Raw genomic sequence first — 26,292 nt, 5'->3', positions numbered from 1 at the left:
GATAGGCTGTATGGATTGTCAGCTAAAAAGCTGGCAACCGTGTGCAATAAAAAAGTCCCCGAGAGTTTGATTCTCGGGGACTTTGGTTTTAGTTGAGTGATTTAGAATCGCGATGTGGACGACAGGAACTGCAGAATCGGCAGGGTTGGCGTCTGCTTGCTTCCACCGCCGGACTCGCCGATTGCTCCTTGGCGAATCTTGTAGAAGACGGCCCAGCCGAAGTCGCCGATCGGAATCGAATTGGTATGGAGGTCGGAGAAGACCTGCGTGATGGCGTCGGTGAAAGCACCAACGTTTTTACCGTTGCGGAAGATCGAGAAGACCGAGCCGCCTTCCATGGTGGATTGCATCTGCGAGATGCTTCCAGCGCGGGACTCTTCTTCGCCGAAGAAAGCACCGTTCACGGACGGGCGAGGGACCTGGTAGAACGCGTAGACGCTGATGCCCTTCTGCGTGAAGGGGAAGAAGACGTCGTTCTTTCGGACCATGCTGGAGGTGTCGGTGGCGATCTCGGTGTTGACGCCAGCGAACCAGTCGCGGTCGTCGACGTTGGCTCCCACGCCGGTGAAGTAGAAGAACAGCGTTCCTTCGGCCGGCATTTTGGACGCAAGGTCCTTAGCGGCGGCGAGCATTGCGGCCGCATTCACGTTCGTGAGCGTGACAATGTTGTCAGCCGGGTAGCCAGCGTTGGTTGAAAGTGAATCCTTGAGGAGTGCGGCGTCATCGGCGGCGTAGGGTAACTGCTGACCTGGCAGCTTGTTGTCACCGTTGCAGATGATGAGCGCATATTTGGTCGAGATGATCGGTACGGGGCCACCTGGGGTTATGGCCGCGTTGCCATTGCCATCGACCTTGCCTGCATCAACGACGCTGACGATGCCGCCGTTATCGCTGGTGGTTGCTCCACCGGCACCCATCGCCGAAATTTCTTCGGGAGCGAGGATTTCGGTGTCAACTTTCCAGTTCGGCTGGGCGATTTTCGATGCCAGCGCTTCCTTCTTGTCGGACTGATTCAAACGACCATAGATCGAGTAGAGGAAATAGACGGTTTCTTGGCTGACCTGCTTCTTGGTGATGAGGGCTTCGAATTCGTCGGCGGCGGACTTGAAGAGGCTGGTGGCCTTGTCCGGCTTGGATTCCATGCCTTCGCGATAGAGGCAGTAGGCGGCGAGAAAGTTTGGCGAGTAGGGCGAGCCATTTCTCCACTTCCTTTGCTCAGTTACCGGTCCGGGGAGGATGGTGGCGGTGGCCACATCGTCCGGTCGGTACGCCTTGGTTTGCATGAAGTCCTTCCTGGCTTCTTCCCACTTTCCAGCCTTGGCGGCTTTGAGTCCGGCATCGTATGAACCGGTCCAAGATTGGCCAAAAGCAAATGCTGTTAGAGCTAGCCCAACAATCCCTGTAATCACTCGTCGCATATTGATGTCCTTATTTCTCCACTCGATAATTGAAGGCAAAGGCGAAGTCGCTTCCGCCGCCATTCGGCTTTCCGTAGTTCAGATCGACCGACCAGGGCTGAGCCTTGGGTCGATATCCGAAGCCGAAGGTGAATGCGTTGCGGTCTCCGAACTGGCTGCCGCCCGAGGCGATGGACGAAAGACCGACTCGAATCGGAATCGTCGCGCTGTCTCGAACGATGTTGTATTCGGCACCGAGGCCGAAAACGAATTGGTTGTTTCGGTCGAAGAGGCCGGTGCCGCTTCCGCCGAAGTAGTAGGAGGCTTGACCGCCAAGGATCAGGTAGTCATCCTTGCCGCGCAGTCGATCCTTGCGGGTAGCCATACCAAAGGAGGCTTGACCGGGAAGAACATCGTACACGCCGTTTGCGAACGTGTTCGAGCTCATCTTGATGGGGGTGCGGATGCTGCCGCCGATGGTCGTGTTTGGACGGTTGGCAGGAATCGATTGGAATCCGGCCACCAGTCCGACGCCCCAGGTCGAAGCCGAGTTGTCAGCGTCGATCAGAACCGTTTGCGGGTTGCCGGGAACAAAACCAAGCTGTCGGTCGCGCAGGTCCAAATTGGCAATGGTCAGACCCCAGCCGAAAGATTTGTCGCCCGCGCCATTGGTGCGACCGATCGCGAGGGTGTACATCGCGGTTTTGGCTTTGACGGCCTCATCGTAGGTTGCGCCGCTGAAGCCGCCGATCGTCACGTTCGTTCCAGATCGAAAATCGTCGAGGTAACCGGTGACCTGGTAGCTGAAGCCGAAGGTTCCGCCCTTCTTCAGCGGAAAGGCATAGCCGAAGTGGGCCAATTGAGTTTTGCCGCTTTGACCGGTCGAAGAGTAAGTTGGGTTCGCGATGTCGCCGAAAATCTGCGTCGTCGACTTTGGCATGTTTCGGTAAGCGATTCCAAACGTCTTCGACGACAGGAATCCAATTCCAGCCGGGTTGTTCAGAATGCTTTGAGTATCGGCTGAGGTGACGCCAAAGGCGCTGCCGGCCCCCATGGAGCGGCTTCCTGCGTCGATGGTGTTGAGCAGATCGGGAATCTGCGCAAACCCAGCGGCCGAGAGCCCTAGCGTGCCTAGGGCGGTGTACAAAATCCGTTTCTTCATGAACTAATTCCTTTTATGCGCCTGGATGTACAGTTACTTCTTGTCTGGTAGCTACATTACCCGCCTTATCGAGCGCGGACGCAACGACCTTAAAGATCGGCGGCAGTCCGGATCGGTAGCGAAGTCGGCCGGTCCATCGCCAAGTATTATTGCCGATGTCTCGCCACGACTGCCGAGCGGCCCGGGTAATGAAGGTGCCGTCGGTCTTTTGAATCACAACGTCGAGTCCGGTCAGATCGACCGAGCCGGAGAATTGATCGGCGACGTCGATCACGATGTTGACATCGCTTCTCGGTCGGATCGGGCTTCCGTTCTGCGGGAACTGAATCGTAGAAACTGGGGGTTTGCGGTCGATCGTCAGCGGAATGGTGAAGCTGAGCGTGTTGTCGGCTTGGTCCTTTGCGGTCAGCGCAATGTTCTGGGAACCATCGTTTTCAAGGGTGGATGAATCGTAGTTGACCGAAAGCGTGGTTTCGGTGGTGCCCGTGTTGTTGGGAATGTCTGCCCCGCCAACCGTGATACGCCATTCCTTCATGTTGTTTTCAAGAATCTTGAAGAGGATGGGCACGGTGCCTTTGGCGAACGAGTTCTGCGCTGGGCTGTATTCGAGCAGCTTCGGCGTTTTGGTGTCGACGTGGACGTCGAGATTGACAGGCGAGTAGGTGTTGCCCGGCTCGGTGGCAGTGACGGCGATGGTGTAGTCGCCTTGGGCGGAAGATGTTGAGAAGGTGAGGGCGAGGGTTCCTGAGAAGTCGCCGTTTACGTCGGGGTTGACCGTGGTGGTGAGGGTGGTGGAGCCATCGGGGCCAGTGACGACCGCCTTGACGGTGACCTGGACGCTGGCACCTTTACCGGTGAAGCTGAGTGTGTTTGTGGTTCCGAGCCACTTGCCGTCGGTCGGCGCTGTGACGTTGAAAGTACCCGCATAAGCCGAAATAGCCGACATCAAGCCCGCTGAAACCAGTGCAATCTTTATCCCTCTCACGTTCCTTTTCCTTTTAGCTCTCGCTAACGATATTAGAGTTTAACAGAATACACCTGTCAATGAATTCCGCAACCCCTCCGTCTTCGTTACTTTTTACGACGAATTGAGCCAGTGATTTGACTTCGGGAAGTGCATTTTTTACCGCCCCCGCCGTCCCTACCCAGCTTAGCATTTCCAGGTCGTTACGATAGTCGCCGATGGCGGCGATCTCCGAACGGTCCAGACGCAGATACTGAGCAAGCTTCGCAAGCCCATTTCCTTTATTGGCTTGCACTGGCAAAATTTCCAGGTATTCCGGCCCACTTTCGGTGAGTTGAGCCCGTTGTTCGGCCACGAGGAAGGCGAATTTTTCTCGATGGATCGGTAGAACTTCGGCGGAACAGATTAGAACGATTTTGAAAAGCGGCTTCTGCTTGAGGGCTTCCATCCCGAGGATGGGGATGTCAAGGCCACGGACGAGGGTCTTGTACTTGGTGAGCCACTCGGACTCTCGGAGGGTGCTGACGCCATTCTCGCCATAGCAGGACACGTGGATGCTGTTCTCGTCGGCGTATTCGAGAATCCACTCTTGAACATCGCCGGGAAGGAATTCGGCACCGATCACCTCTTCCTCATCGTTGATGACGTGGGCACCATTGGAGCAGACCAGCGGACCGCTGAAATCGATGGCGGAGGCGATGCGTTTGGTGCTCTGGAATGCTCGGCCTGTGCAGATAGCCAATTGGATGCCGGCGTCGCGGGCCCGTGAGAACGATCCAGCGAGATCTGGATGAATCGTTTGATCTTCGCGGAGCACAGTCCCATCGAGGTCCATCGCAATCAGTCGAATAGCCATTTAAATCACTGTAAAGATGACAGGACGGTTTGCCAACACTTTATGTAACTCATGTCAGATACTTTAGAGCTTCATGAAGACGTTGAAGTGGCCAACGAACTCAAGTTTGTCCGTTTTCAACTCGGCGACGAGCACTTTGCCTTTTCCGTCGATTCCGTCACCGGAATCATCAAGTGGCGAGAGGTTACCCCGCTTCCCAACGTCGAAGACCATCTGTTGGGGCTTGGGAATCTGCGCGGCCGCACCCTGCCGGTTACCGATCTGCGCCTGAAGATGGGCATTGAGTCGCCGGTCGTGAAAGAAGACGGTCTCGTCATTGTCACTGAGGACAACCATAACAGTGTTGGCTTGTTAGTCGACCACGTCATCGAAGTCTTGACGGTGAATGAGAATGACATCCAGGAGAATACGGTGGACATTTCGAATGACATCCAAGGCTACGTAACGGGAATTGTGAATGTGAAGGACGTTTTGATTTCGATTCTTGACCTTGAAAAGCTTGTGGAGGTGGCAGCGTAATGAGCAACGGCATCAACATGTCGGACTACCTGGACCTTTTCCTCCAGGAGACGGAGGAGCAGCTTTCCATCCTTGAAAGCGAAATTGGCAAACTTGAAGCGGAGCCGACCACTGAGCGAATCAACTCTATTTTCCGGGCGGCGCACACGATCAAGGGATCGAGTAAGGCGATGGGCTTTAGCAGCTACGCCGAACTAGTACACGAATTTGAGAACATTCTCTATCTCGTTCGCGATGGAGCTTTGACCGTCGACCATGAGGTTGGCGAGACTTTGATTCAGACGGTCGACGCGATGATCACGGGCAAGGAGCACTTGGCTTCGAGCGGCGAGGACTATGTAGCGGAGGTCGAGCTTTTGGCTAGCCTAAAGATGCTTTCCGGAGGAAAGTCGGCTGCAGGGGCGAGCCAAGCGGCTCCGACGGCGAAGAGCGGCTTTGCGTGGCCCGAATCGGTCAACGAAGCTTTGACCGAACTGCCGAACCACGAAAACATCTACACGGTTCACCTTACGCTCGATCCTTCGTGCGTGATGAAGTACGTTCGCGTCTTCATGGTGATGACGGCTCTGGGCTCGCTGGGTGAAGTTCTGGCCTCGAACCCGGTTCAGGACAAGCTGGAGGCCGAAGAGTTTGACTTCGATGTGAAGTTCCTGATCTCGCTGGAGTCCTCGATCGAGGAAGCCACTCAGACCGTGAACGGGATCGGCGAAATCGCGAGTGTGACGTTTGAGAAGTACACGGTTTCGGAAGACAAGGCCGACGACCATGCGGCGACGACGCAAGTCGCAGCGGCAGCCGAAGGCGACGGGGCTAAATCGGACAAGCCGAAGCGAGAAGCGAGCCAGACGATCCGCGTGGACGTGTCTCTCCTTGACGCCTTGATGAACCTGGTTGGCGAATTGGTCATCGACCGAACGCGCCTCAGCCAGATCGGCGCGAACATCGCGGCCAAGGTGAACGACTCGGAGAATACGGACGCTTTGGCGGAGACAGTTGGGCACATCGCCCGCGTAACCGGGGAACTGCAGGAGCAGATCATGCGAGCACGAATGCTCCCGATCGATACCGTGTTCCAGCGATTCCCGCGCATGGTGCGCGACCTCTCGCGAAAGTTGAACAAGCAGGTTTCGATCACGATCGAGGGCGGCGAGACGGAAGTCGATCGATCCGTCATCGAAGGGATCAGCGACCCGTTGATCCATATGGTCCGCAACTCGCTGGACCACGGCTTGGAAGACGCGGCCGAACGAAAGAAGAAGGGCAAGCCGGAAGGTGGTTCGATTCTTTTGACGGCCAAGCACAAAGACAACGCGATTTGGGTCGAACTCAGCGACGACGGACGAGGCATCGATCCCGACAAGCTTCGCGCCAAGGCGGTAGAGAAGGGGCTGATGACGAAGGAAGCGGCGGCGCGACTAACCGATCGCGACGCTCAACTCCTCATCTTCAGCAGTGGATTCAGCACGGCGAAGGAAGTCACGGACGTTTCCGGCCGTGGCGTGGGCATGGATATCGTACGAGCGAACATCCAGGCGATGGGCGGAATCATCGACATCGAAAGCACGCCGGGCGAAGGCACGAAGATCATTTTGAAGCTGCCGTTGACGGTAGCGATCATGGGTGGGCTGCTGTCGCGGGTCGGCGCAGTCGATTACGTCATGCCGATTGGATCGGTCCTCGAGACCATCGCGACGGCATCGATGGAAGTTCAGAAGGTTGGCAAGCGACCAGTTCTGCTCCTACGCGGGCAAACTGTGCCGTTGTTGAAACTTCGCGAACTTTTCAAAGTTAAGCAAAGTTTTGCGGGCGAACATACCGATGATTATGTTGTAGTCGTCGGTTCAGCGGACCAGAAGGTTGGTCTCGTTGTGGATCGGCTGCTTGGGGAACAAGAGGTCGTCATTAAATCCATCAGTAAGTACTGCGGGGAGTTGAAGGGTCTATCGGGCGCAACAATCCTTGGAAATGGACGTGTGGCGCTCATTGTCGATGTGAATTCGGTTCTTGAGTTCACTCGAGGTTTGGAAAATGGTCATTGATGCAGAAGCGCTAGTTATCCGGAAAAGGCTTGAGCAGTCGCTCAAGGAACTCCCGCCGTTGCCTACGGCAGTTGCCAAGGTTCTCGACGAAACCAATCGTCAGGAACCCGACATGCACCGTATCGACCAGATTATCTCTGGCGATCAGGCTTTGGCCTCCAAGGTGCTTCGCATCGTGAACTCGGCCTATTACGGCCTTTCGCGACAAGTCACCAGCGTAGGTCAGGCGGTTTTGATCTTGGGCATCCAGCAGGTACGCACTATTACCCTGAGCGTCGGCTCGATCGCGGCTTTCTCGTCGAAGGGACCGGTCGATGCAGACGGTATGCGCCGATTTTGGCAGCATTCGTTTGCCACTGCAGCGGCCTGTACAGCTCTGTGCTCCAAGCTGAACGTGGACCGCAAGCAAGCGGACGAGATTGCGACCATCGGCATTCTGCACGATGTCGGACGCATGTTCTTCTACTGCAATTTCAAGCAGACGTACCAGAAGCTTGTGCTTCGAGCCTGCCAGAACTGCAACAGCTACGAGGAAGAAGAGTTTCTGTTCCTCGGCGATACGCACGCCGGAGTCGGCGCGATCGTCGCGGACAAATGGGAGCTTCCCGAGAAAATCGTCGAAGGAATCCGACTGCACGAAGGTCCGTTCGACAGTGGTGAGATTTCGATCACGGTTGCGATTTTAGCGGTGGCGGATTGGATGAACAAATCGTTCTATTACGACAATAAAGGACCCATCGGGCCGCTCGCCCCGCAATTGATCGAGACTTTGGGCCTAACCTCCGAAATCGTCCATGAGATCGGTGAAGAAGTGCGGAAGAAAGTTGATGAGGCGAGCCAAATCTACGGCATGATGGCGGCTTAACGAGGGAATAGATGGCTACGAGCAGTACGTCGGGAATTACATTTGGTGGCATCGCCAGCGGTCTGGATACTGAAGGCATTATTCAGAAGTTGGTGGCGGTCGAAACCAGCTCGATCTCGCGTCTGACTCAACAACAGAAAACGCTTCAGCAGAAAGCCGACCTATACGACTCGTTCAAAGGTCAGATATCTGGGCTTGCGCAGGCGGTTAATGCCCTCAATACCACGACAGCCTTTCAGGCGGTGAGCGTTGGGGTTACCGACACTTCCGTCCTTTCGGTCACGACTTCAACGGGTACCCAGCCAGGCAGCTACACCCTTAAAGTTTCCAAGCTGGCGCAAGCGGAAAAGATTTCTTCGGCGGCGCAAGCTTCGACTTCGACGGCTCTCGGCCAGACGGGCCAGTTCGTGGTTAATGGCAAAGTGGTGACGGTCGATGCGACCGATTCGCTTCAGTCCATCGCGAGCAAAGTTAATGCTCTGAACGTCGGCGTGAGTGCGGGCGTTATCAACGGCGGCGCTAACCAGGCCTACCTCACCTTTACGTCTTCTCAGACGGGACTTCAGAACAAGCCGCAGTTGGCTGATCTGACCGGCAACTTGCTTTCGTCTATCGGCATTCTTTCGGGCACGAGTTCGATTCGGCAGACGATGACGAACGGCGCAGTAGGATCGCAGATGACGTCCTCTTCGACGGCTGTCGGCAGCATGGTCGGCGCTTCGGGGCTTTCAAGCCAGACTTTTCAGGTCAACGGCGTCGGTGTGACGGTCGATCTCTCGACCGATACCCTTCAGGACGTCGCGGACAAGATTAACTCGGCATCGACGGGCGCAACGGCGAGTGTGGTCGCGGTTCAGAACGCGGGCGTCACTTCCTACCAGCTTCAGGTTGTGGGTTCCAGTTCGACACCGACCTTTACGGATAGCGGTAACACCCTGGCGGCGCTCGGCATTCTGCAGAACAACCCGACCAACGAACTGGTCCAGGCTCAGGATGCGCAGTATTCCATCGACAACGTCAACTTGACGAGCGCGACGAACACGATCACGGATGTTATCGCTGGTGCGACAGTCACGCTTTTGAAGGCGGATTCGACCACTCCGGTGACATCGACCATCAACCTGACGAGCGACGCGAGCGCGGTTGCCGAGCGAGTAAAGGGCGTGATGACGGCTTATAACCAGGTTGGAGCGTTCATCAACCAATACAGTCAGTTCGATGCCTCGACTTACGCGACCGGGCCGCTATTCGGCGACAGCTTAGTCCAGCAGTATCAGTCTTCGGTTCACTCCGCGTTGATGAGCAACGTCCCGGGCCTGACGGGAACCTACAAGAACCTGATCGACATCGGTTTTGGCCTGGACACAACGGGCAACATGACGGTCGACGACACTAAGCTTCAGGCGGCAATTTCGGCTGACCCGGTGGGGGTGCAGCGCATCTTCCAGAACTTTGGCACGACCACTTCGGGAAGCCTTGGATACGTTTCGAGTACCAGCGACACGCTAACGTCGAGCACGGGCAACTACGATATAAACATCACTCAGGCGGCCACCAAGTCGCAATACATCGCAGGGACGACGAAGACGACGGCCAACACGACTTCCGAGAAGCTGACCTTTGCCGGAAGTATGTTTTCGAACGGTTCGGTGGATATCACCATCGACATCGGCTCGACCATGGCGGACATCGTCAACAAGATTAATAGCGACCCCCGGCTGAAGGATTCGCTGGTTGCCAGCGACAACGGCGGAAAGCTGCAAGTCGACAGCAAGAAGTACGGGACGAACGGACGATTTACCCTGGTTAGTAACCAGTCGCCGACTTCGGACAACTCGGGCGTCGGCTTCTCGGCAGGAACACTCTCGGACGGTCTGGACGTTGCGGGCACCATCGCCGGGCAAGCAGCAACGGGTGTCGGACAGTTTTTGACCGGTGACACCACGAACACGGTGGCGAAGGGTTTGCAGATTCAGTATTCGGGCACGACCACGGGTCTGGTAGGGTCGGTGAACTTTACTTCGGGCTTGAACGGCGTGCTGAACAAGCTGCTGAACGTTTATACCGACTACACGAACGGCTTGACGGTGACGAGTGCGAAGAGCATTCGCGACCAGGCTGACGAACTTCAGACGCAGATCGACGCCATCAATAAGCGCGCTGAAGACAAGGCGACCGAGCTTCGCGACCAGTTTGCGGCGATGGAAGACAAGATTTCTCAGCTTCAATCGCAGGGCAACTCGCTTTCGGCTCTGCTGAGTTCCGCTACTACCAAGTAGTCGGTTCTTTCCGGCGATGCGTTTCGTCTTTGACTCGTGTCCCAATCTATCCGCGAGCAAATCGAGGCGCGCGAAGCTCAGATTCTTTCTCCTTTCGCCACGAAGGCGTCGGAGAGCTTGGGACGTCAATTGGCGATCTATCCTGACGCGGTTCGAACCTGCTTTCAGCGGGATCGCGACCGGATTTTGCATTCCAAGTCGTTTCGGCGGTTGAAGCACAAGACGCAGGTTTTCATCGATCCTTTAGGCGACCACTATCGCACGCGATTGACGCATACGCTGGAGGTGGCGCAGATCGCCCGGACCATCGGAAGGGCTTTGCGCTTGAACGAAGATCTGATCGAGGCGATCGCCTTGGGGCACGACGTGGGGCATTCTCCATTTGGGCATGCTGGCGAGCGGGCACTGGACGAGGCTATCCAGGCGTATTGGGCTCAGAAAGGGGAGACAGTCAATCTGCACCAAGACGAACTCCCGTTGGGAGTTGCGAAAGTGGACGAGCCGAGACACTTTCGCCACTATGAGCAGTCGTTGCGGATCGTAGACGTTTTGGAGAATTTGAACCTGACGGAGGAGGTTCGAATGGGGATCGGTGGCCACAGCAAGGGCCGGAAGGACCTTTCGGCGGACGATGAGCCTATTTCGAGTCTGGAGGCAGGCGTCGTGAAGATCAGCGACCGAATCGCGTATTTGAATCACGACATCGACGATGCCTTGCGGTCGGGGATGATCGACTCGGTTCCTTCGGAGTTCGATGCGCTGGGAACGACATATTCGAGTCGGATCGGGATTTTGGTGGAGGACGTGATCACGCAGAGCCTCGACCAGCCTTACGTTCGGGTTTCGCGGCCACTGGTGGCGAAGATGAACGGATTGAAGGAGTGGATGTTTGAGAACGTGTACCTCCGTTACCCCGTGGTTTTCCCGGACGTGGAGAAAGCCGTGAACCTGGTGAAGGAGCTTTTCGACCACTTTGTCCAAGAGGGCGAATTGCCAGAAGGGTATGTTGGATTGCGTGGCGCGGTGGACTATATTGCAGGCATGACGGATCGCTTTGCAATCGAAACGTACGAGGCATTGAAGTTGCCGGCGGCATGGGAGCGACGATAACCAATCGTCATACGTCTAGTAAAAAGGCATGAGTCAGGGGTTGGCAACCGAAGTTCAGTTTCTGAAGGGCGTGGGCCCTCGGTTTGCCCAGATCTACAAGAAGATTGGGATTGAGACGGCGGAAGACGTGCTGTTTCACCTGCCGCGGCGGTATCAGGACCGGCGCGATATTCCACCGATTGCCCGGGCGCGACCAGGACAAGTGGTGACCATCATCGGTCGAGTGCGGCGGGTTGAGTCGCGTCCAATCGGGAAGGGGCGGGTGTTGCTGCGGGCGATCGTCGAGGACTCTTCGGGGGCGATCACGCTGACTTGGTTCAACCAACCCTGGCTGAAGAAGCAACTCGACGATGCGCGGCAGATCATCGCCTACGGATTGGTGAAGTCGGGGACGAACCTCTATGAGATTTCATCGCCAGAGTGGGAAGCGATCGACGATGAGGACGAAGCGGACGCCTTTGCGCAGATTGTGCCGGTGTATCCGCTGACCGAAGGGTTGCCGCAGAAGGTGGCGCGGCGGGCGGCCGAGTCGGCGCTAGCGACGGCATTGCAGTTCGTCGACGATCCTTTGCCCGAGAGTCTGCTTCGGTCGCAGAAACTTCGCGACCTACAGTGGTGCCTGCAGCAGATTCATCATCCCGAGAGCGAAGAGACGCGGCTGTTGGCCCGTCGCCGAATTGTTTTCGAAGAGTTTTTGTACATGCAGTTGGAATTGGCGATGCGGAGGGCCGAAACCCAGCAGGAGCTTGGCATCGCGTTTCCGATTCGGGAGTTGGAGGCCGGAAAAACGGTGGAGCGTCCGGCTCCACTGATGGTGAAAGAAGACAAGCGGGCGAAGCGGACGGCGGACCAGATGGTGCCGCAGGACCTGTTTTTTGAGGAAGAAGCGAAGAAGCGAGAGGGCGAGCCGCTGTGGACGCAGATCGGACGGATGTTGCCGTTTACGCTGACGGATGCGCAGGACCGAGTGATTCGAGAGGTGTTTGCGGATATGGCGTTGCCCAGCCCCATGAACCGGCTGGTGCAGGGCGACGTTGGCGCGGGAAAGACGGCAGTGGCGGCGTGCTGTCTGCTGGCAGCGGTACGGAGCGGATTTCAATGCGCGCTGATGGCACCGACCGAGATTCTGGCCGAGCAGCACTTTAAGAACCTGCGGGGTTTGTTTGAGCCGCTCGGCATCCATGTCGAACTCTTGGTGGGCAAGCTGGGCAGTCGTGACCGGAAGGCCGCTTATCAGCGACTTGAGAATGGGAGTGCGCAGATCGCGGTGGGAACGCACGCCTTGATTCAGGAGGGTGTGACTTTTCAGAGTTTGGGTTTCGTGGTGGTGGACGAGCAACACCGGTTTGGGGTGCTGCAGCGCAAGGCGATCCGGGATAAAGGCTACGGCAACCCGGACGTTTTGGTGATGACGGCGACCCCGATCCCGCGCACGCTCACGATGACGGTGTTCGGCGATCTCGATGTGTCGATCATCGACCAATTGCCGCCGGGCCGAAAGCCGATCAAGACGCATCACCGTCCGCCGTTCCAACGAGATTCGGTTTACAGCAAGGTGCGAGAGTTGGTGGACCAGGGGCGGCAGGCTTACTTTGTTTGCCCGATGGTCAGTGAAAACGAGAAGATGATGGCGCAGGCGGCGGAGGAACTGTACCGCCAGCTTTCGACGGGTGTGTTCATCGACTTTAAGGTTGGGCTTTTGCACGGTCAGATGAAGTCGGCGGACAAGGACGTTGTGATGGAGCAGTTTCGGGCCGGAGAGCTTCAGATTTTGGTGGCGACGACGGTTATCGAGGTTGGGGTGGACGTGCCGAACGCCTCGGTGATGGTGATTGAAGATGCAAATCGGTTTGGTTTAGCGCAGCTCCATCAGCTTCGGGGGCGAGTCGGGCGCGGTGAGACGCAGTCGTACTGCATTTTGATTTCAGATACGAAGTCGGAGGATGTGATGAAGCGAATGGATGTGATGGTTTCGACGACGGACGGCTTTCGGATCGCCGAAGAGGACTTGGATATCCGCGGACCGGGAAATATTGCCGGTACCGAGCAAAGCGGTTCGCTCGACTTCAAGGTTGCGGACTTGGTTCAAGACTCGAAGCTACTGGAGGTCGCGCGGCAAGCGGCGATGCGAATCATCGAGGACGACCCGACTCTGTCCGGTTCCGAGTGGGCGAAAGTGCGGACAAAACTGAAACAACGGCGATCAGATGTAGCCCTGATTACGGTGTCATAGCTGTAAAATGCGGACATGTCGGATATACCAGGGCTGACGCCCATCGAGCTACAGGCGGAAATCGCCGGTGGGGCGGACCTGTATTTGCTGGACGTTCGAGAGCCGGATGAACTGGTCATCAGCGCTCTGCCTCATATCGTGCATATCCCCCTGGGCGAAATCGAGGATCGCTTTGATGAGATTCCGAAGGATCGCGACGTTGTGGTGGTCTGCCGTACGGGTGGACGAAGTGGGCGAACGACACAGTTTTTGCTGGGGCAGGGCTACACGCGGGTGCGCAACCTTGAGACAGGCATGAACGGTTGGGCGACGACCGTCGATCCCAGCATGAATACTTACTGATCTTTATAAGTTTCGTAACAGAATTCGGCTACAATTGCCGGAATGGATGATTCCCTTCAGTCTCAGATAGATGAGGCAAACCGCTTACTTGGCGAGCGGAAATATGACGAAATTATTGCCTTAGTTCAGCCAATTTTAATTCGGGAAACCGATGGTCAAGCGCAGCGCGTGTATGGAATGGCGCTTTTGGGGCAGGGCAAGTATCAAGAAGCCGTGCATTTGCTGATGACGGCGGCCCAGCTTTTGCCGAACGATGCGACGGTTGCCTTCGCCTACGGGAACGCCATGAATTTGAATGGGCAGACCGAAGGGGCGCGTGCGTCTTTCGAGCGGGCGCTGGGATTGGACCCGAACCACCCGGGCGCGAAGATGGGCTATTTGAATACGAGCAAGGCCTTGGCCGACCGCGACCAGCCGGAATCGCCCATGAAGGCAATCGAGTGGCTTTACGGAGCTTGGCAACGCGACATGGGCAACGCGGAACTTGCGATGCGGATCTTTAATATCTATGTTGAGAACGGATGGGGAGATTCTGCGCGGCAGTTCGCCGAACTGTTGCCACCTCAGTTGAAGAATTCGGATACGATGCGGGCGAGGCTGAAGGAGTTGCCCGCCGAGGCTCCGCCGGTTAGCGCGGCGGCGGGTCCGGCTATGGCTCCGGCCGCATCCTCCGTGTTTGAGGCGTGCCCGTTCTGCAAACAGCAGATCATGGCCGGCGTGCATACGTGTCCGCACTGCAAGATGGTGATTCGGTCCAAGGCGATGCCGGGGGCGGACTACAAGCCGGAGTGGCAAGAGGTTGTGCTGAACATCCTCTGCTGGATCGGTATGTTGATCGCGGCCTTCCAGGGGATTATGGTGTTCGTGGAGGGCAGTCAGGCGACGCCAGGCGGCGGGTTTACGCTCGTCATTGCGTTCGTTCAGGTTCTGGCTTGTATCTTCATCCTTCAGCGAAACGACTTCTGGATGTCGATTTCGAAGTGGCTGTATGTGATCAGTTGTATCCGATGTATGTTTTGCGCGTGTCTGGCGTTTGGCTTTGTCGGGGACGCGACCGGAAAAGCTCGTGAAGCAGGCTTGATCGTTCTGATCGAGATTTTCGTGACGGGGTTGTTTAGCGCGTTTATGGTGTATCTGCTGAACTACGAAGGGGCGGATTAGACTCTAATTTGCAGAGTGCAGAGTCTTAGACTAGCTCGCCCGTAAGGCCCCATTGGTGGCTTTTGGTGGCCTTGACTCGGGCGAGGCGGCCGATGCGTTCGGTGGGGGCTTCGAAGTGCATCATTCGGAAGCAGCGGCTATAGCCCTGCATGAGCGACTTGTTCTTGGGGGTCGGGCCCTCGATGAGAACTTCGAACTCTTGGCCGACCTGCTGGGCATTGATTTCCTGCGTGATTGAGTTCTGCAAAGCAATGAGTTCGTTGAGCCGGTCCTTTTTGACCTGAGCGGGGATTTGGTTTTCCCAGTCGGCGGCGGGAGTGCCGGGGCGAGGAGAGTAGGCGAACATGAATGCGCCGTCAAATCGGATGTCGCGCACGGCTTGGAGAGTCGCTTGGAACTCCTCGTCGGTCTCATCGGGGAAGCCGACGATGAGGTCGGTGGTGATCGCGATCGACGGGATGGCTTCGCGCATCTTGGAAACGATTTCGTTGAAGCTGTCGAGCGTGTAGAGCCGCTTCATGCGTTTCAACTCGCTATCGGAGCCAGCTTGGAGGGGCATGTGGACGTGCTCCATGACCTGAGGAATGTCGCGGATGGCTTCGATGACGTCCTTCCTGAAGTCGCGCGGGTAGGGCGAGGTGAAGCGGATGCGTTCGATTCCGGGGACTTCGGCGACGAGGCGCAGGAGCTCGGAGAACGGAACTTTGCCCTCGGGCATGTTTTTGCCGTACGAGTTGACGGTCTGACCCAGGAGGGTGACTTCGCGGGTGCCGGTGTCGGCGAGGCGCTTGACTTCGTCGAGGATGTCGGCGGTGGAGCGAGAGCGCTCACGGCCACGGGTGGTGGGGACGATGCAGAAGGTGCAGAACTTGTCGCAACCGTACTGGATCGGAATGAAAGATTTCAGCTTGGCCTCGCGTCCGACGTGGCGTTGAGGGAGGTCTTCGACGACGGCGCCTTTGCGTTCTGGAAGCTCGAGACGGGTTTTGAAGCGTCGCTCGATGAAGGCTTCTTGAACAAGAGCCGGTATTTCGGACAGATTTCCGGTGCCGATGACGAAGTCGACATGGGGTGCGCGCTGGCGAATTTCTTTTGCCCGAAGCTGGGCCATGCATCCGCAGACGCCGATGACGACATCGGGGCGCGCCTGCTTCACAAAGGCGAGTTCACCGAGCATCGAAAAAGCTTTGTCTTCCGGCTTCTTTCGAACCGAGCAGGTATTCAAAAGTACGACTTGGGCTTCGATGATGGAATCAGTTCGGACGAGGCCGATCTGCTCCAGGTATAGCCCCATCTGCTCACTGTCTTCCTCGTTCATTTGGCAGCCCCAGGTTTGGACGAAATAGGTCCCTTTCTGCGTCTTTGGGCGCACGGTGGTCACTAGGTCGCGGGGGGCTACGATTGCGGTCATCGAGGAACTTCTAGGATACCTGCTAGGTTCAATTTGGTATGGTTGACGTTTCGAAACCGTATAATCAGGGAGTGAGTCCGCTAACTCTCAATCGAATCCTGCTTATTCTGGGAGTTGTGGGACTGTACGTCTCCGGCGTCCTATCGGCAGAGCACTTATTTGAAATCCAAATTCCGTGTACGTCGGGCGGCGGTTGCGCCGTGGTGGCGCGACACCCATCGTCGTATATTTTTGGAACTCTGCCGGTAGCGTATGTTGGCTTCGGCGGGTATTTCCTGCTGACGGCGCTTGCCCTAGTTCGACTGGCAACGGGCGATCTGTTGTCCCGCATCTTAGTCGGGCTTGGCTATATGGGCGCGGCGGTCGGCGTGATTACGAGCATCTACCTTCAGTACGTGAGCCTGACTCAGATTCGGGCCCTGTGCGTTTGGTGTATGTCGTCGGCAATCACGATGGTGATCACGTTCATTTTCTACACCATTTTGTTTGGTAAGGTCGGGTCGGTCGAAGTCGAAAAGACGCGGTCGCCGAAGTCGCTTTTCCAGGGACTTGCGGGTGTTGCCTTGGCGGCGTTCGCGATCGCCGGAACGGTTTATGGCCGACAGAAGGAAGCCGGAAAGATCGAGATCATTAGCTCGGCCGACGCGATTGCCAAGTTGGTACCGGAACCTCGCTCCGAGCGAAATCAGATCGGTCCGGACGACGCGCCGGTGACGGTCGTCGAATATGCCGACCTTTGCTGTCCGACTTGCCGACAGGTGTTCCCGAAGGTTCATGACCTTGCGGCGAAGTATTCGGGCAAGATTCGAATCATCTATCGACACTTCCCGCTGGACACCCTTCCGGGGCACCAGATGGCGATTGTGACGGCGGTTGCCTCGGAGCTTGCGGCCGAGAAGGGCAAGTTCTGGGACTATGCGACTGCATTTACGGCTCCTGAAGAGGCACCGACGACTCGCGAAGGCGTCGAGCAGATTGCGCAGACGGTTGGCGTTTCGGGCGAAGAGATCACGAAGGCGATCCAGAATTCAAACTCACCGGCTCAGACTCGCGTGATGCGCGACCTGGGCGAAGCGCTGGGAACTTTCGGCATCAAAGGGACGCCGACCTTCCTGCTTTCCGTTCCGGGCAAGCCGATCGAGAGGCTGTCTTACACCGGACTGACGAATGAGCTTGAATCGCGACCGATTCAGGACATCATGAACGCGAAGAAGTGAGCAAGAAGCCTACCGTCCTGGTTGCCATGTCGGGCGGAGTCGACAGTAGCGTAGCCGCGGCTCTGATGAAGAAGCGCGGCTACGACGTCATTGGTCTGACGATGCAGATTTGGCAAGAAAGCCAGACCGACCCGCGCCACGCCGGATGCTGTTCATTGGGAGCGGTCGAGGATGCGCGGCGAGTGGCCCGAGTACTGGACATCCCGCACTACGTGATGAACTTTCGGGAAGAGTTTCGGAAGAACGTTATCGAAAACTTCGTGGAGGAGTATTCGCGAGGTCGGACGCCGAACCCCTGTGTGCAGTGCAACCGACACGTGAAGTTTGAAATCCTGATGCAGAAGATGGTGGAGCTGGGTTGCGACAAGCTCGTGACTGGCCATTACGCACGGATTCGGAACCGAAACGGCCGGTATCAGCTTTTGAAATCTCGGGCGCAGGACAAGGACCAGAGCTACGTGCTTTACATGTTGGGCCACGACCAACTGAAGGATGTGATGTTCCCGATGGGGGAGATGCCCTCGAAGGCGATGGTGCGTGGCCTGGCGAAGGATTTGGGCCTGCATCTTTACGATAAGCCGGATTCGCAGGAAATCTGCTTCGTGAGTGAGGCGGGCGGCTACAAGGAGTTTTTGCGCAAGCAACGGCCGGAAATGTTCGGCGAAGGGAAGGTACTGGACACGGATGGCAATGAGATTGGGCGGCATGAGGGCGTGGCGGACTTTACGATCGGCCAGCGGCGCGGCGTAAAGATCGCTTCGCGAGACGGCAAGCCGATGTACGTGATCGACCTTCAGCCAAAGACGCAGACGGTGGTTTTAGGCTCCGAAGACAGCCTTTTGCAGTCGGAAGTTGCGATGGAGGACGTGTACTGGTCGGAAACGTTGGACGAGCCGATCGAGGTGAAGGCAAAGATTCGCTACAACATGGAGCCGGTGTCGGCTGTGCTCCATCCGGGACCGGAGCCGAAGGTCGTCTTTAAGAAACCGGTGAAGGCAGTGACGCCGGGACAGATGGCGGTTGCTTACCGCGGCGCGACGGTGATCGCCGGTGGTATCATTGCGGACTCTAATAGGAAATTGAGACTAACGAGCGACGTTCCCGAGCTTATTTCTGTGTAATCGGGGAGTAAAACGTAACTCGACCCTAAGCGCAAGCGTAAAATGTGCAATAAGGAGAATTAGATGAGCGATAACAATAACGATAGCAACAGCATGCTCTACCTCTTGGCCGGCGTGGGGCTCGGCGCGATCATCGGCGCGGCCGCCGGACTTCTGTTCGCACCGAAAGCCGGTTCGGAGACTCGCGACGAGTTGAACGATAAATTCACTGAACTGAAGTCGAAGACCGAAGAGTGGATCAACGAACAAAAAGCTAAGCGGGCTACGGCTCCTTCGACCGAAGAACTCGGCGTTTAAGAGCACCTCGTGACGGCTAGAACCGCCGACTGGAGAATTGTCCTATGGGTTGTGATTGCGATCGCAACCCTTGGCTTTTTATACATGGTCCGCGGCATTCTTTTGCCGTTCATCATTGCGATTCTGATCAGCGCTCTTTTGCATCCGATCTACCGGATGCTTCGCAAAAACGGCTGGGGCAACGGCATGGCGGCATTCGTGCCGATGCTGGTGTTCTTTGGAACCTTGCTGGTGGGATTGATTGCGCTGATGCCGATCATCACCAACCAGGTGGGCGGCTTGCGGGATCGGGGCGAGCAGATCGTTTCCTCGTTGGCGAAGCCGAACCCGCTGGATAACTTCTTTATGCGGGGCAACCCGGAGAACCGGTTGAAGATGGCATCCAACAAGGATCCGGTCGACCAGTTCCTCGGCAACTATTCCGATCTGCTGAGCCGGTTCAACCTCCCTTCGACCAAGCGCGAACTGATCGCGCAGTACATCGAGCCGCAGAGGGACCATATCAAGGATATGATCCAGAATCTGATCAAGGGTTCTTTCAGCGCGGCGACGGGGTTCCTTTCGCAAGGTTTTACACTGATTTTTGTGCCGCTCCTGGTGTGGTTCATCTTGCCCAACACGCAGAAGTTCAAGAAGAAGTTTCTGAATCTGATTCCACCTCAGTTGCGGGAGTCGTCGATCGACCTGGCGGACGACATCGGGGACGTCTTTAGCAACTACCTACGCGGCGTGGCGATCGCAGTGTTTGGGTACATGGCGTTCATGGCAATCCTGCTATCGGTTTTGGGTGCGCCTTACGGGCTCCTGCTCGGTTGTTTGTTCGGGGCGATCTACCTGATTCCGTATTTGAACGTTTTGATCAGCGGGACCACGCTCTTCTTGGTCACTGGACTGAGCGGAAAGGTTCAGTGGTTCGGCGTTCACTTTTCCTCATCGTGGGCCTATGCTGGCGTGCTGGTGGCGACCTACGTGATTTGCCACTTCATCTTCGACAGCATGGTGTATCCGCGGTACGTGGGTAACGCGGTCGGCTTGGACCCGATCGTTTCGATGTTCGTGATTTTCTGCGGCGGCGCGCTGTTTGGGTTGCCGGGAATGATTCTGGCGTTTCCGATCGCGGGCTCGGTTAAGGTTCTGCTGGATCGGCTGATCAAAGTCACGAATAAGGTAGATGTGGAACTGGTCTTACCCGAAATTCCGTTGAGGCATAGAAAGGAAGCCTTGTGATCTCCACGCTCTTAACCCTCGGAATTCTCTCTTTTCAATCTCCCATCGGCTACGACTTCCCGGTCGACTCGGTCACCAAGTTCTCGGTGAAAGTGCAGTTTGACGGATTCATTCCACTGTTTGGCGGCCGGAACGGCAAGGCGGACGTGGATATGGTGGTCCAGGCGACGAGCGTGGCGGAGAAGGTGCCGAGCCTGCAAGCGGTCAACTCGGAAATCGTTGAGATGTCGGCGACGGCATTTGGAGCGAAACTGCCACTGAACAAGAACAACATCGGCGAATTCTTTCCCAGTGCGGTGGCGACTTTTGACCGCACCGGGCTGGTGAAGACGAACGGGGCGGGGAAGGTGGACATGCCGGTCAAGCTTCCCGGATTGGATTCGACCAAGCTGCCGGAGATCAGCTATCTGCCAGTGGTGCTGAACCCGCTGGCGATTTCATCGGGGACGGCTTACTCGTTCGACCGGACTTTCAACGATGTGCCGATGCACTACAAGGTGACGCCGGGGGCGGTTAAGGACGGCAAGCAGGATTTTGATATCGAGATCGAGCAGAAGACAGCGGGCTTTGAGGACCTGTATGGCAACCCAGTGGTAGAAGAGGCGGCGAAAGTGAAGCTGACGACGGACCTGAAGGGAACGGGAAAGGCGACTTTCGATCTGGCGAAAAGGATGTTTGACAAGGTGGCGATGGAGACGAATGCGGCCACCGAGGCAACGACGATCAAGACGGGGAAGACGACGAACAGAAACCTCAAAACGACCCTTACGATCGTGCGCCAAGATGCTAAGGTAAATCTGTGATCTCGCTTTTTGTCGCGGCGGCTTTCGGCCAGTCGTATCTGCAGTCGGTGAAGGCGGCCGACCTTCGCCATTTTGTGACCTTTTTGGCTTCGGACAGCATGAAAGGGCGGCAGACGCCGTCGCCGGAGCTGGACCAAGCCGCGGACTATATCGCGAGGCAGTTTAAGGAAGAGGGCGTCTTGCCCGGCAACATCGACTCGTATTTTCAGATTGCGGATTGGTCGCGCGGGGCGGGGACGGGCCAGAAGGTCCGGAATGTCATCGGCGTGATTCCGGGCTCGGATTCGATTTTGGCGAAGCAGTTCGTGATTGTTTCGGCTCACTATGACCACCTGGGCGTGAAGCGGGGCGACGCTCAGCCCGGCGAAGACGTGATTTACAACGGAGCGGACGACGACGCTAGCGGCGTGGCAGGGGTCCTTGAAATTGGAAAGGCTTTGGCCAAGGAGAAGCCGCGTCGAACGATCGTTCTGATGACCTTCTACGGCGAGGAGAAGGGGCTGGTGGGGTCGCACTACTACGTGGATCATCCGGTTTTTCCGCTGAAGGACACGGTGGCGAATATCAATATCGAGCAGATTGGGCGGACGGACGATACCGAAGGGCCGCGGGTCAGCGCGGCGTCGTTGACGGGCTTCTCGTTTAGTTCGATCGGAACGACGTTCGAGCGGATCGGGAAGGCGATGGGGGTTCCGGTGACAGGGCATCCGCGGTATTCGGCGATGTACTTCGGGGCGAGCGACAATCTGTTCTTTGCGCGGGCGGGGGTGCCGGCGCATACGATTTGTACGGCCTTCGAGTTTCCCGACTATCACGCGGTTGGCGATAGTGCGGACAAACTGGACTACGACAATATGGCTAAGGTCGTTCGGATGACGGCGGCGACGGTTTTGGATGTGGCGAACAGCGAGGCTCGACCGACGTGGAATTCGTCGGAGCCAGCGGCGAAGCGGTATCTGGAGGCGGCGGAGAAGTTGGCGGGGACAAAGGGCTCGCTTCGCTAGGGCTCGCTCAGGGCAAGGGCCGCTTCGCTCAGGTCGCCAGGGCAACAATCCCTCGGTTCGCTGGTCGCTCACCGATCCCTTCGCCAAGGGATATCTTTGGCTGGTGGGTGTTTGGGGGTTGGGGACGCTCGCCGATAGGAAAGCTGGTGCAAGGGCCGCTTCGCTTGGGGCTCGCGCTTCGCGCTAGGGCGGTTTGCTTCAATCCCACGGTTCGCTCGTGCGTCGCTTACCCTCCACGGAAAGGGCATCTTTGTGATGCCCTTTCTGGCGGACCCTCCTTCGCCAAGGGATATCTTGGTTCGGAGTGCAAGGGCTGCTTCGCTAGGGCCGCTTCGCTTGGGGCTCGCGCTTCGCGCTTGGGCGGTTTGCTTCAATCCACGGTTCGTTTCCACTCCCTCCGGTTCGCCGCCTAGCGCCTGCTCACCGCTCCCTCGGCCAGCGAGGGAGAATGCCGTCCGTAATGCCCTCCTAAAAATGAATCTGGGCACTCAGACAAGTCTGAGTGCCCAGATTTCCGGTTACTTCTAGAAGCTTATTCTTCGCCCTTCTTGCCGCGCTTCTTGGTAGTTGCACCTTGCTCGACGCCGACGGCGCCTTCGGTGAAGTTGGCTTTGATCTTGATTCGCCGACTGAGGTCGCCATCGGAGATCGTGCTCCAGTTCGCTCGGTCGAGCGCCCACTGCCAGCCGATATCCTGTGCACCATAGACGTATTCGACGCCGCCTTGAAGGACATCAGACAGCAGGGTCTTCAGGTCTTCGCGGTTGGTGAGAACGGCTTCGCCGGCAGGAAGGTTCGGGGCGAGGCCGATATTGACCATGACCGGCTCTTCTTCGAGAGCGGCGGCCGCGGCCTTGGTGGTCTTCTTAGGCGTGCTTTCTTCGATCGCCTCGTTGACGGAGTGGAGATGGGCCGACATGGACTCCATCAGCTTCTGATTGTCGTCCGGCCAAAGAAAATACTCACCTTCGTAAACCGCCTTAGCGTGGCGACCAGAGATGCTCAAAGCGGTGGCAACGAGGGCTGCATCAGCGGCGGCCACTTTCGGATAAGCTTTACGCAATTGGTCTACGGCGGATTCAAGTTTGGTGAGATTACAAGTAATCAAACTATGGGGCTCCTATTGGCGCAAGAAACTGCGCCATAATTCGCCTAGTTTACCAGGTACGGTATTAAGGATTCTCATGAAAACACTGACATTTGGACTGGTTGCGGCCACCATGGCGCTCCTCCTAACCGGCTGCACGGGTGGTGATTCCAACGGCTCCGGTACGAGTTCCGCGTCTTCGACGGCGAATAACGGTGCGACCAATCCATCCGGTTCTGACCTCAAGGTTGCGATGGTTTTCGATACCGGCGGACGGGGCGACAAGTCCTTCAACGACTCGGCCTACGCAGGTTTGGACCGAGCCCAAAGAGAGTTTGGCTTTAAGGGCCGAACGGTTGATACGAAGGCCGCCAACAACTACGTCACCAACCTCTCGACACTTGCCGAAGACGGCGAAGACATTATTTTTGCAGTTGGAATCAACCAGCAGAACGCGGTTCAGCAGGTTGCTCCGAAATATCCCAAGGTTCACTTTGCGATCATCGATGCTTCTGTCGATGCTCCCAATGTTCGATCTCTGCTGTTTTCGGAAGAGCAGGGCAGCTATCTGGCGGGATTCATTGCCGGTTCGACGACCAAGACGGGCAAGATCGGCTTCGTCGGCGGACAAAAGATCGATCTGATCGAGAAGTTTGAGGCTGGCTATAAGGCGGGCGCCCTGGCGGCCAACCCGAAAGTCGTCGTGCTTCCGGGCAAGTACACCGAGAGCTGGGACGACACCCAGGCGGGCAAAGAGAACGCCAAGGCGTTGTTCAGCGACGGGGCCGACATCGTTTACCACGCGGCGGGCCGATGCGGCATCGGCGTGATCGAGGCGGCCAAGGAAACGGGCAAGTATGCCATCGGCGTGGATAGCGACCAAGACGACCAGGCTCCGGGCCACGTTCTGACCTCGATGATCAAGCATGTCGATGAAGCGGTCTACCAAACGATCAAGGACGTGAAGGACGGCAAGTTCACGCCGGGTATCAAGGTTTATGACCTGAAGGTCAACGGCGTGGGCCTCAGCGACATGAAGTACACCAAGGACATCATCGGTGCGGATACGCTGAAGAAGCTCGACCAGGCGAAGCAGGACATCATCGACGGAAAGATCAAGGTTCCGACGAAGCTGTAACCGGCGGTAAGCCGCGAACCGTGGGTCGTGCCTAGGCACGGCCCACTTTTTTTAGGCACGGCCCACTTTTTTTATAGCGTCTCGGTGACCTTGCTAAGGTGACGGGCCTTATCGGGATCGAGGCCACGAGAGCGGGCAACATGGAGAGCCAGCCATTGGCCGACAATGATGTCCCAGATAGGGAAGATCGGTTCGGTGTCGCTCGACTTCGGAAGGGGCGAATCGACTTCGAGGATTTCGCATCCCTGATCGCGAAGGCCGGGAAGCGACCCGAAGTAAGAGATCGCCGCGCTGCCATGCCCGGCGAGAGCCTTGGGGCCATGTTCGAAGTCGGCGGCACTGTAGGCCTTGCAAGGCACCAGAGCGCATTCCATCAGCTTGAGGGCGGTTTCGAGAGCGGTGCAAAAGCCGTAGCCGCGGGCGATGGCGAAGATGGGATTGCACCGGTTCATCGGTCCCGAGAAGCCTTGGGCGATTTCTGAGCTGCGCTCGATCCAGGCGTCGTCGGGGATTTGGGGCGACGGGAGCTTTCCGCCAAGGGCACGAACCAACTGATAGAGGGCGAGAAGCGTCGAGGTGTAGGTCTTGGTGGCGGCGACGGAGTTCTCGGGTCCGCATCCGAGAAGCAGGCTCTCGGTGGCGACGGTGGTCAGCCGGGAGTTGGGCGTGTTGGTGATGGCGAGGGTGGTGTGGCCCTGCTCCTTCATGTAGCCCAGGACTTCGGCGACGTCGGGTGCGGCGCCGCTCTGCGAGATGCCGATGGCAAGCGCCTTGCGGTAGCGGATGTTGCTTTTGTAACGGGTGATGACGCTGGGAGCGGCGAGCGAAACAGGGATGCCGAGGTGGATTTCGATCAGGTATCGGGCGTAGAGCGCCGCGTTGTCGCTAGAGCCACGGGCGGCCAGCAGGACCATGTCGAACTCTTCGCGCTCGCGGAAGAAGGCTTCGAGCTGTTGAAAATACTTCGGACCGTTTTCTGCCAGCACAGAGGGTTGCTGACGAATTTCGCTCTCCATTGCGACGCCGAGGGTCATGCCGAAATTATAGCTTTTGAAGTAACCTTCCTCTGATGTCGCGGTACCTGATTCTCCTCGTTCTGATTTTTTCAATCGTTGGATGCGGCAATGGTGGTGCGCAAGCGGTCTCGAGCAACGCGGCACCGGACTCGGTGACTTTCGATAAGCCGACCGAAGAAAAGTCGGGGACGGTTACGATGGCGGACCTGTGCAAGACTGCCGGCATCAAGGCTTACCCGGGAACGGAAAATGAGAGTGGCGACGTCTTTAAGCGATCGGACGGGGGGCTGAAGGATGAGATTACTTTCACCACTTCCGACCCGATGGCGAAGGTGGCTCAATTCTTCAAGGATCAGGGGCTGGACACCAATATCTTGGCGGATCAGGCCACGACGATGGCGGCGACCAAGACCAACGCACAGTTGATTATTTCGTACAAACCGACTTCGGACGGCAAATGTGAAGTGGTGGTTAAGAGTCTTCACTACGATCAGAAAAGCCCTTAGGTCCCGGCCCGTTTGGGGTCGAAGCGTTAGAATAAATGGAGAGCACGGATAGGAAACTGTGCCTTTTAAGACTATGTCTAACATTCGAGATATTGAAGGAATTGGAGATTCGTACGCGGAGAAGCTTGAAGCGGCAGGCATCAAGACCGTAGAGACCCTTTTGGAGCAGGGTTCGACCCCGGCCGGTCGAAAGAAGATCGAAGAAGGGACCGGTTTGGCCCATGCGCACGTTTTGAAATGGGTTAATCATGCCGACCTATTCCGCATCGATGGTGTGGCCGGGCAGTTCGCCGAACTGCTTGAAGCGGCCGGTGTGGACACCGTCGCCGAGCTTGCGACGCGCAATGCGACGAACCTGGCGGCAAAGATGACCGAGGTGAACGAGACGAAGAACCTGACGAATCGGGTTCCATCGGAAAGCGAAGTTGCGAAGTGGGTGGAAGAGGCGAAGGCGCTTCCGCGCATCGTCATGTACTAAGTCGTATTTTGGCCATTTCGAGGGCTCTTTCGGTTGACGAAAGAGCCCTTTCTGTTTGTG

General features: G+C 56.9%; 24 protein-coding genes. 17 read left to right on the top strand and 7 right to left on the bottom strand.

The window, feature by feature from the left end; translation table 11 throughout:
• Positions 1 to 101: 101 nt before the first annotated feature.
• Genes GC165_16000 through GC165_15985 form a run of 4 tightly spaced genes read right to left on the bottom strand, consistent with a single transcriptional unit; the run spans position 102 to position 4,379 of the window.
• Positions 102 to 1,481 (bottom strand): hypothetical protein, encoded by a 1,380-nt coding sequence (locus GC165_16000; protein MBI1334373.1) that lies wholly within the window; start codon positions 1,479 to 1,481, stop codon positions 102 to 104.
• Complete coding sequence (locus tag GC165_15995) at positions 1,429 to 2,559, bottom strand: hypothetical protein (protein ID MBI1334372.1); 1,131 nt, start codon at positions 2,557 to 2,559, stop codon at positions 1,429 to 1,431. The genes GC165_16000 and GC165_15995 overlap by 53 nt, the downstream gene beginning before the upstream one ends.
• A gap of 13 nt (positions 2,560 to 2,572) precedes the next feature.
• On the bottom strand, positions 2,573 to 3,544 hold the full coding sequence (locus tag GC165_15990; protein ID MBI1334371.1) for a hypothetical protein: 972 nt from the start codon (positions 3,542 to 3,544) through the stop codon (positions 2,573 to 2,575).
• A gap of 13 nt (positions 3,545 to 3,557) precedes the next feature.
• On the bottom strand, positions 3,558 to 4,379 hold the full coding sequence (locus GC165_15985; protein MBI1334370.1) for a Cof-type HAD-IIB family hydrolase: 822 nt from the start codon (positions 4,377 to 4,379) through the stop codon (positions 3,558 to 3,560).
• Positions 4,380 to 4,430: 51 nt separating this feature from the next.
• Here GC165_15985 and GC165_15980 point away from each other — a divergent pair, with 51 nt between their 5' ends.
• The 8 genes from GC165_15980 to GC165_15945 are packed head-to-tail and all read left to right on the top strand — an operon-like array spanning position 4,431 to position 14,927.
• The gene (locus GC165_15980; GenBank protein MBI1334369.1) at positions 4,431 to 4,898 is read left to right on the top strand and encodes a hypothetical protein; all 468 of its coding nucleotides are present in this window, start codon (positions 4,431 to 4,433) and stop codon (positions 4,896 to 4,898) included.
• On the top strand, positions 4,898 to 6,937 hold the full coding sequence (locus GC165_15975) for a chemotaxis protein CheA (GenBank protein MBI1334368.1): 2,040 nt from the start codon (positions 4,898 to 4,900) through the stop codon (positions 6,935 to 6,937). The genes GC165_15980 and GC165_15975 overlap by 1 nt, the downstream gene beginning before the upstream one ends.
• The gene (locus GC165_15970) at positions 6,927 to 7,802 is read left to right on the top strand and encodes an HDOD domain-containing protein (GenBank protein MBI1334367.1); all 876 of its coding nucleotides are present in this window, start codon (positions 6,927 to 6,929) and stop codon (positions 7,800 to 7,802) included. The genes GC165_15975 and GC165_15970 overlap by 11 nt, the downstream gene beginning before the upstream one ends.
• A gap of 11 nt (positions 7,803 to 7,813) precedes the next feature.
• Positions 7,814 to 10,081 carry a flagellar filament capping protein FliD gene (gene fliD / locus GC165_15965; protein ID MBI1334366.1) on the top strand — a complete coding sequence of 756 codons (2,268 nt, stop codon included), beginning with the start codon at positions 7,814 to 7,816 and terminating at the stop codon, positions 10,079 to 10,081.
• Positions 10,082 to 10,117: 36 nt separating this feature from the next.
• The gene (locus GC165_15960) at positions 10,118 to 11,191 is read left to right on the top strand and encodes an HD domain-containing protein (protein ID MBI1334365.1); all 1,074 of its coding nucleotides are present in this window, start codon (positions 10,118 to 10,120) and stop codon (positions 11,189 to 11,191) included.
• Between the two features lie 28 nt (positions 11,192 to 11,219).
• Positions 11,220 to 13,424 carry an ATP-dependent DNA helicase RecG gene (recG, locus tag GC165_15955; protein ID MBI1334364.1) on the top strand — a complete coding sequence of 735 codons (2,205 nt, stop codon included), beginning with the start codon at positions 11,220 to 11,222 and terminating at the stop codon, positions 13,422 to 13,424.
• Positions 13,425 to 13,439: 15 nt separating this feature from the next.
• Positions 13,440 to 13,766 carry a hypothetical protein gene (locus GC165_15950; protein ID MBI1334363.1) on the top strand — a complete coding sequence of 109 codons (327 nt, stop codon included), beginning with the start codon at positions 13,440 to 13,442 and terminating at the stop codon, positions 13,764 to 13,766.
• 42 nt (positions 13,767 to 13,808) lie between these two features.
• Positions 13,809 to 14,927, top strand: coding sequence for a tetratricopeptide repeat protein (locus GC165_15945; protein MBI1334362.1), 1,119 nt, complete (start codon positions 13,809 to 13,811; stop codon positions 14,925 to 14,927).
• 25 nt (positions 14,928 to 14,952) lie between these two features.
• Here GC165_15945 and miaB read toward each other — a convergent pair whose 3' ends face one another.
• Positions 14,953 to 16,338 carry a tRNA (N6-isopentenyl adenosine(37)-C2)-methylthiotransferase MiaB gene (gene miaB, locus GC165_15940; GenBank protein ID MBI1334361.1) on the bottom strand — a complete coding sequence of 462 codons (1,386 nt, stop codon included), beginning with the start codon at positions 16,336 to 16,338 and terminating at the stop codon, positions 14,953 to 14,955.
• 38 nt (positions 16,339 to 16,376) lie between these two features.
• Between miaB and GC165_15935 the strand changes: the two genes are divergently transcribed.
• From GC165_15935 to GC165_15910, 6 genes are all read left to right on the top strand, one after another.
• A complete protein-coding gene (locus tag GC165_15935) occupies positions 16,377 to 17,555 on the top strand; it encodes a thioredoxin domain-containing protein (GenBank protein MBI1334360.1) in 1,179 nt (392 codons plus the stop codon).
• A gap of 26 nt (positions 17,556 to 17,581) precedes the next feature.
• Positions 17,582 to 18,676 carry a tRNA 2-thiouridine(34) synthase MnmA gene (gene mnmA / locus GC165_15930; GenBank protein ID MBI1334359.1) on the top strand — a complete coding sequence of 365 codons (1,095 nt, stop codon included), beginning with the start codon at positions 17,582 to 17,584 and terminating at the stop codon, positions 18,674 to 18,676.
• Positions 18,677 to 18,739: 63 nt separating this feature from the next.
• A complete protein-coding gene (locus GC165_15925; protein ID MBI1334358.1) occupies positions 18,740 to 18,973 on the top strand; it encodes a hypothetical protein in 234 nt (77 codons plus the stop codon).
• Between the two features lie 51 nt (positions 18,974 to 19,024).
• Positions 19,025 to 20,200 carry an AI-2E family transporter gene (locus tag GC165_15920; GenBank protein MBI1334357.1) on the top strand — a complete coding sequence of 392 codons (1,176 nt, stop codon included), beginning with the start codon at positions 19,025 to 19,027 and terminating at the stop codon, positions 20,198 to 20,200.
• Positions 20,197 to 21,003, top strand: a complete 807-nt coding sequence (locus tag GC165_15915) for a hypothetical protein (GenBank protein ID MBI1334356.1) — start codon at positions 20,197 to 20,199, stop codon at positions 21,001 to 21,003. The genes GC165_15920 and GC165_15915 overlap by 4 nt, the downstream gene beginning before the upstream one ends.
• Entirely contained in the window at positions 21,000 to 22,007 is a 1,008-nt protein-coding gene (locus GC165_15910; GenBank protein MBI1334355.1) for a M20/M25/M40 family metallo-hydrolase, read from the top strand. The genes GC165_15915 and GC165_15910 overlap by 4 nt, the downstream gene beginning before the upstream one ends.
• Before the next feature lie 532 nt (positions 22,008 to 22,539).
• Here GC165_15910 and GC165_15905 read toward each other — a convergent pair.
• Positions 22,540 to 23,049 (bottom strand): hypothetical protein, encoded by a 510-nt coding sequence (locus GC165_15905; GenBank protein MBI1334354.1) that lies wholly within the window; start codon positions 23,047 to 23,049, stop codon positions 22,540 to 22,542.
• Positions 23,050 to 23,191: 142 nt separating this feature from the next.
• Here GC165_15905 and GC165_15900 point away from each other — a divergent pair, with 142 nt between their 5' ends.
• A complete protein-coding gene (locus tag GC165_15900) occupies positions 23,192 to 24,232 on the top strand; it encodes a BMP family ABC transporter substrate-binding protein (GenBank protein ID MBI1334353.1) in 1,041 nt (346 codons plus the stop codon).
• Positions 24,233 to 24,303: 71 nt separating this feature from the next.
• Here GC165_15900 and GC165_15895 read toward each other — a convergent pair whose 3' ends face one another.
• Positions 24,304 to 25,266: an SIS domain-containing protein gene (locus GC165_15895; protein MBI1334352.1), complete on the bottom strand. Its 963-nt coding sequence runs from the start codon at positions 25,264 to 25,266 to the stop codon at positions 24,304 to 24,306.
• Positions 25,267 to 25,301: 35 nt separating this feature from the next.
• Between GC165_15895 and GC165_15890 the strand changes: the two genes are divergently transcribed.
• Entirely contained in the window at positions 25,302 to 25,754 is a 453-nt protein-coding gene (locus tag GC165_15890; protein ID MBI1334351.1) for a hypothetical protein, read from the top strand.
• Positions 25,755 to 25,827: 73 nt separating this feature from the next.
• Positions 25,828 to 26,232 carry a DUF4332 domain-containing protein gene (locus tag GC165_15885; protein MBI1334350.1) on the top strand — a complete coding sequence of 135 codons (405 nt, stop codon included), beginning with the start codon at positions 25,828 to 25,830 and terminating at the stop codon, positions 26,230 to 26,232.
• Positions 26,233 to 26,292: the final 60 nt, after the last annotated feature.

It is taken from the genome of Armatimonadota bacterium (assembly GCA_016125185.1).
In the GTDB taxonomy this organism is placed as follows: domain Bacteria; phylum Armatimonadota; class Fimbriimonadia; order Fimbriimonadales; family Fimbriimonadaceae; genus Fimbriimonas.
Note: the sequence above shows the minus strand (reverse complement) of the source record. Positions and strands in the feature narration are given on the sequence as shown.

What these genes read in the sequence shown, in the direction of transcription:
- recG (MBI1334364.1), top strand. Translation starts at nt 11,220, where the DNA reads ATGAGTCAGGGGTTGGCAACCGAAGTTCAGTTTCTGAAGGGCGTGGGC.
- GC165_15895 (MBI1334352.1), bottom strand. Translation starts at nt 25,266, where the DNA reads ATGACCCTCGGCGTCGCAATGGAGAGCGAAATTCGTCAGCAACCCTCT.
- GC165_15950 (MBI1334363.1), top strand. Translation starts at nt 13,440, where the DNA reads ATGTCGGATATACCAGGGCTGACGCCCATCGAGCTACAGGCGGAAATC.
- GC165_15925 (MBI1334358.1), top strand. Translation starts at nt 18,740, where the DNA reads ATGAGCGATAACAATAACGATAGCAACAGCATGCTCTACCTCTTGGCC.
- GC165_15975 (MBI1334368.1), top strand. Translation starts at nt 4,898, where the DNA reads ATGAGCAACGGCATCAACATGTCGGACTACCTGGACCTTTTCCTCCAG.
- GC165_15985 (MBI1334370.1), bottom strand. Translation starts at nt 4,379, where the DNA reads ATGGCTATTCGACTGATTGCGATGGACCTCGATGGGACTGTGCTCCGC.
- miaB (MBI1334361.1), bottom strand. Translation starts at nt 16,338, where the DNA reads ATGACCGCAATCGTAGCCCCCCGCGACCTAGTGACCACCGTGCGCCCA.
- GC165_15885 (MBI1334350.1), top strand. Translation starts at nt 25,828, where the DNA reads ATGTCTAACATTCGAGATATTGAAGGAATTGGAGATTCGTACGCGGAG.
- GC165_15935 (MBI1334360.1), top strand. Translation starts at nt 16,377, where the DNA reads ATGGTTGACGTTTCGAAACCGTATAATCAGGGAGTGAGTCCGCTAACT.
- GC165_15980 (MBI1334369.1), top strand. Translation starts at nt 4,431, where the DNA reads ATGTCAGATACTTTAGAGCTTCATGAAGACGTTGAAGTGGCCAACGAA.
- GC165_15945 (MBI1334362.1), top strand. Translation starts at nt 13,809, where the DNA reads ATGGATGATTCCCTTCAGTCTCAGATAGATGAGGCAAACCGCTTACTT.
- mnmA (MBI1334359.1), top strand. Translation starts at nt 17,582, where the DNA reads ATGTCGGGCGGAGTCGACAGTAGCGTAGCCGCGGCTCTGATGAAGAAG.
- GC165_15995 (MBI1334372.1), bottom strand. Translation starts at nt 2,559, where the DNA reads ATGAAGAAACGGATTTTGTACACCGCCCTAGGCACGCTAGGGCTCTCG.
- GC165_15970 (MBI1334367.1), top strand. Translation starts at nt 6,927, where the DNA reads ATGGTCATTGATGCAGAAGCGCTAGTTATCCGGAAAAGGCTTGAGCAG.
- GC165_15900 (MBI1334353.1), top strand. Translation starts at nt 23,192, where the DNA reads ATGAAAACACTGACATTTGGACTGGTTGCGGCCACCATGGCGCTCCTC.
- GC165_16000 (MBI1334373.1), bottom strand. Translation starts at nt 1,481, where the DNA reads ATGGCGGCGGAAGCGACTTCGCCTTTGCCTTCAATTATCGAGTGGAGA.
- fliD (MBI1334366.1), top strand. Translation starts at nt 7,814, where the DNA reads ATGGCTACGAGCAGTACGTCGGGAATTACATTTGGTGGCATCGCCAGC.
- GC165_15890 (MBI1334351.1), top strand. Translation starts at nt 25,302, where the DNA reads ATGTCGCGGTACCTGATTCTCCTCGTTCTGATTTTTTCAATCGTTGGA.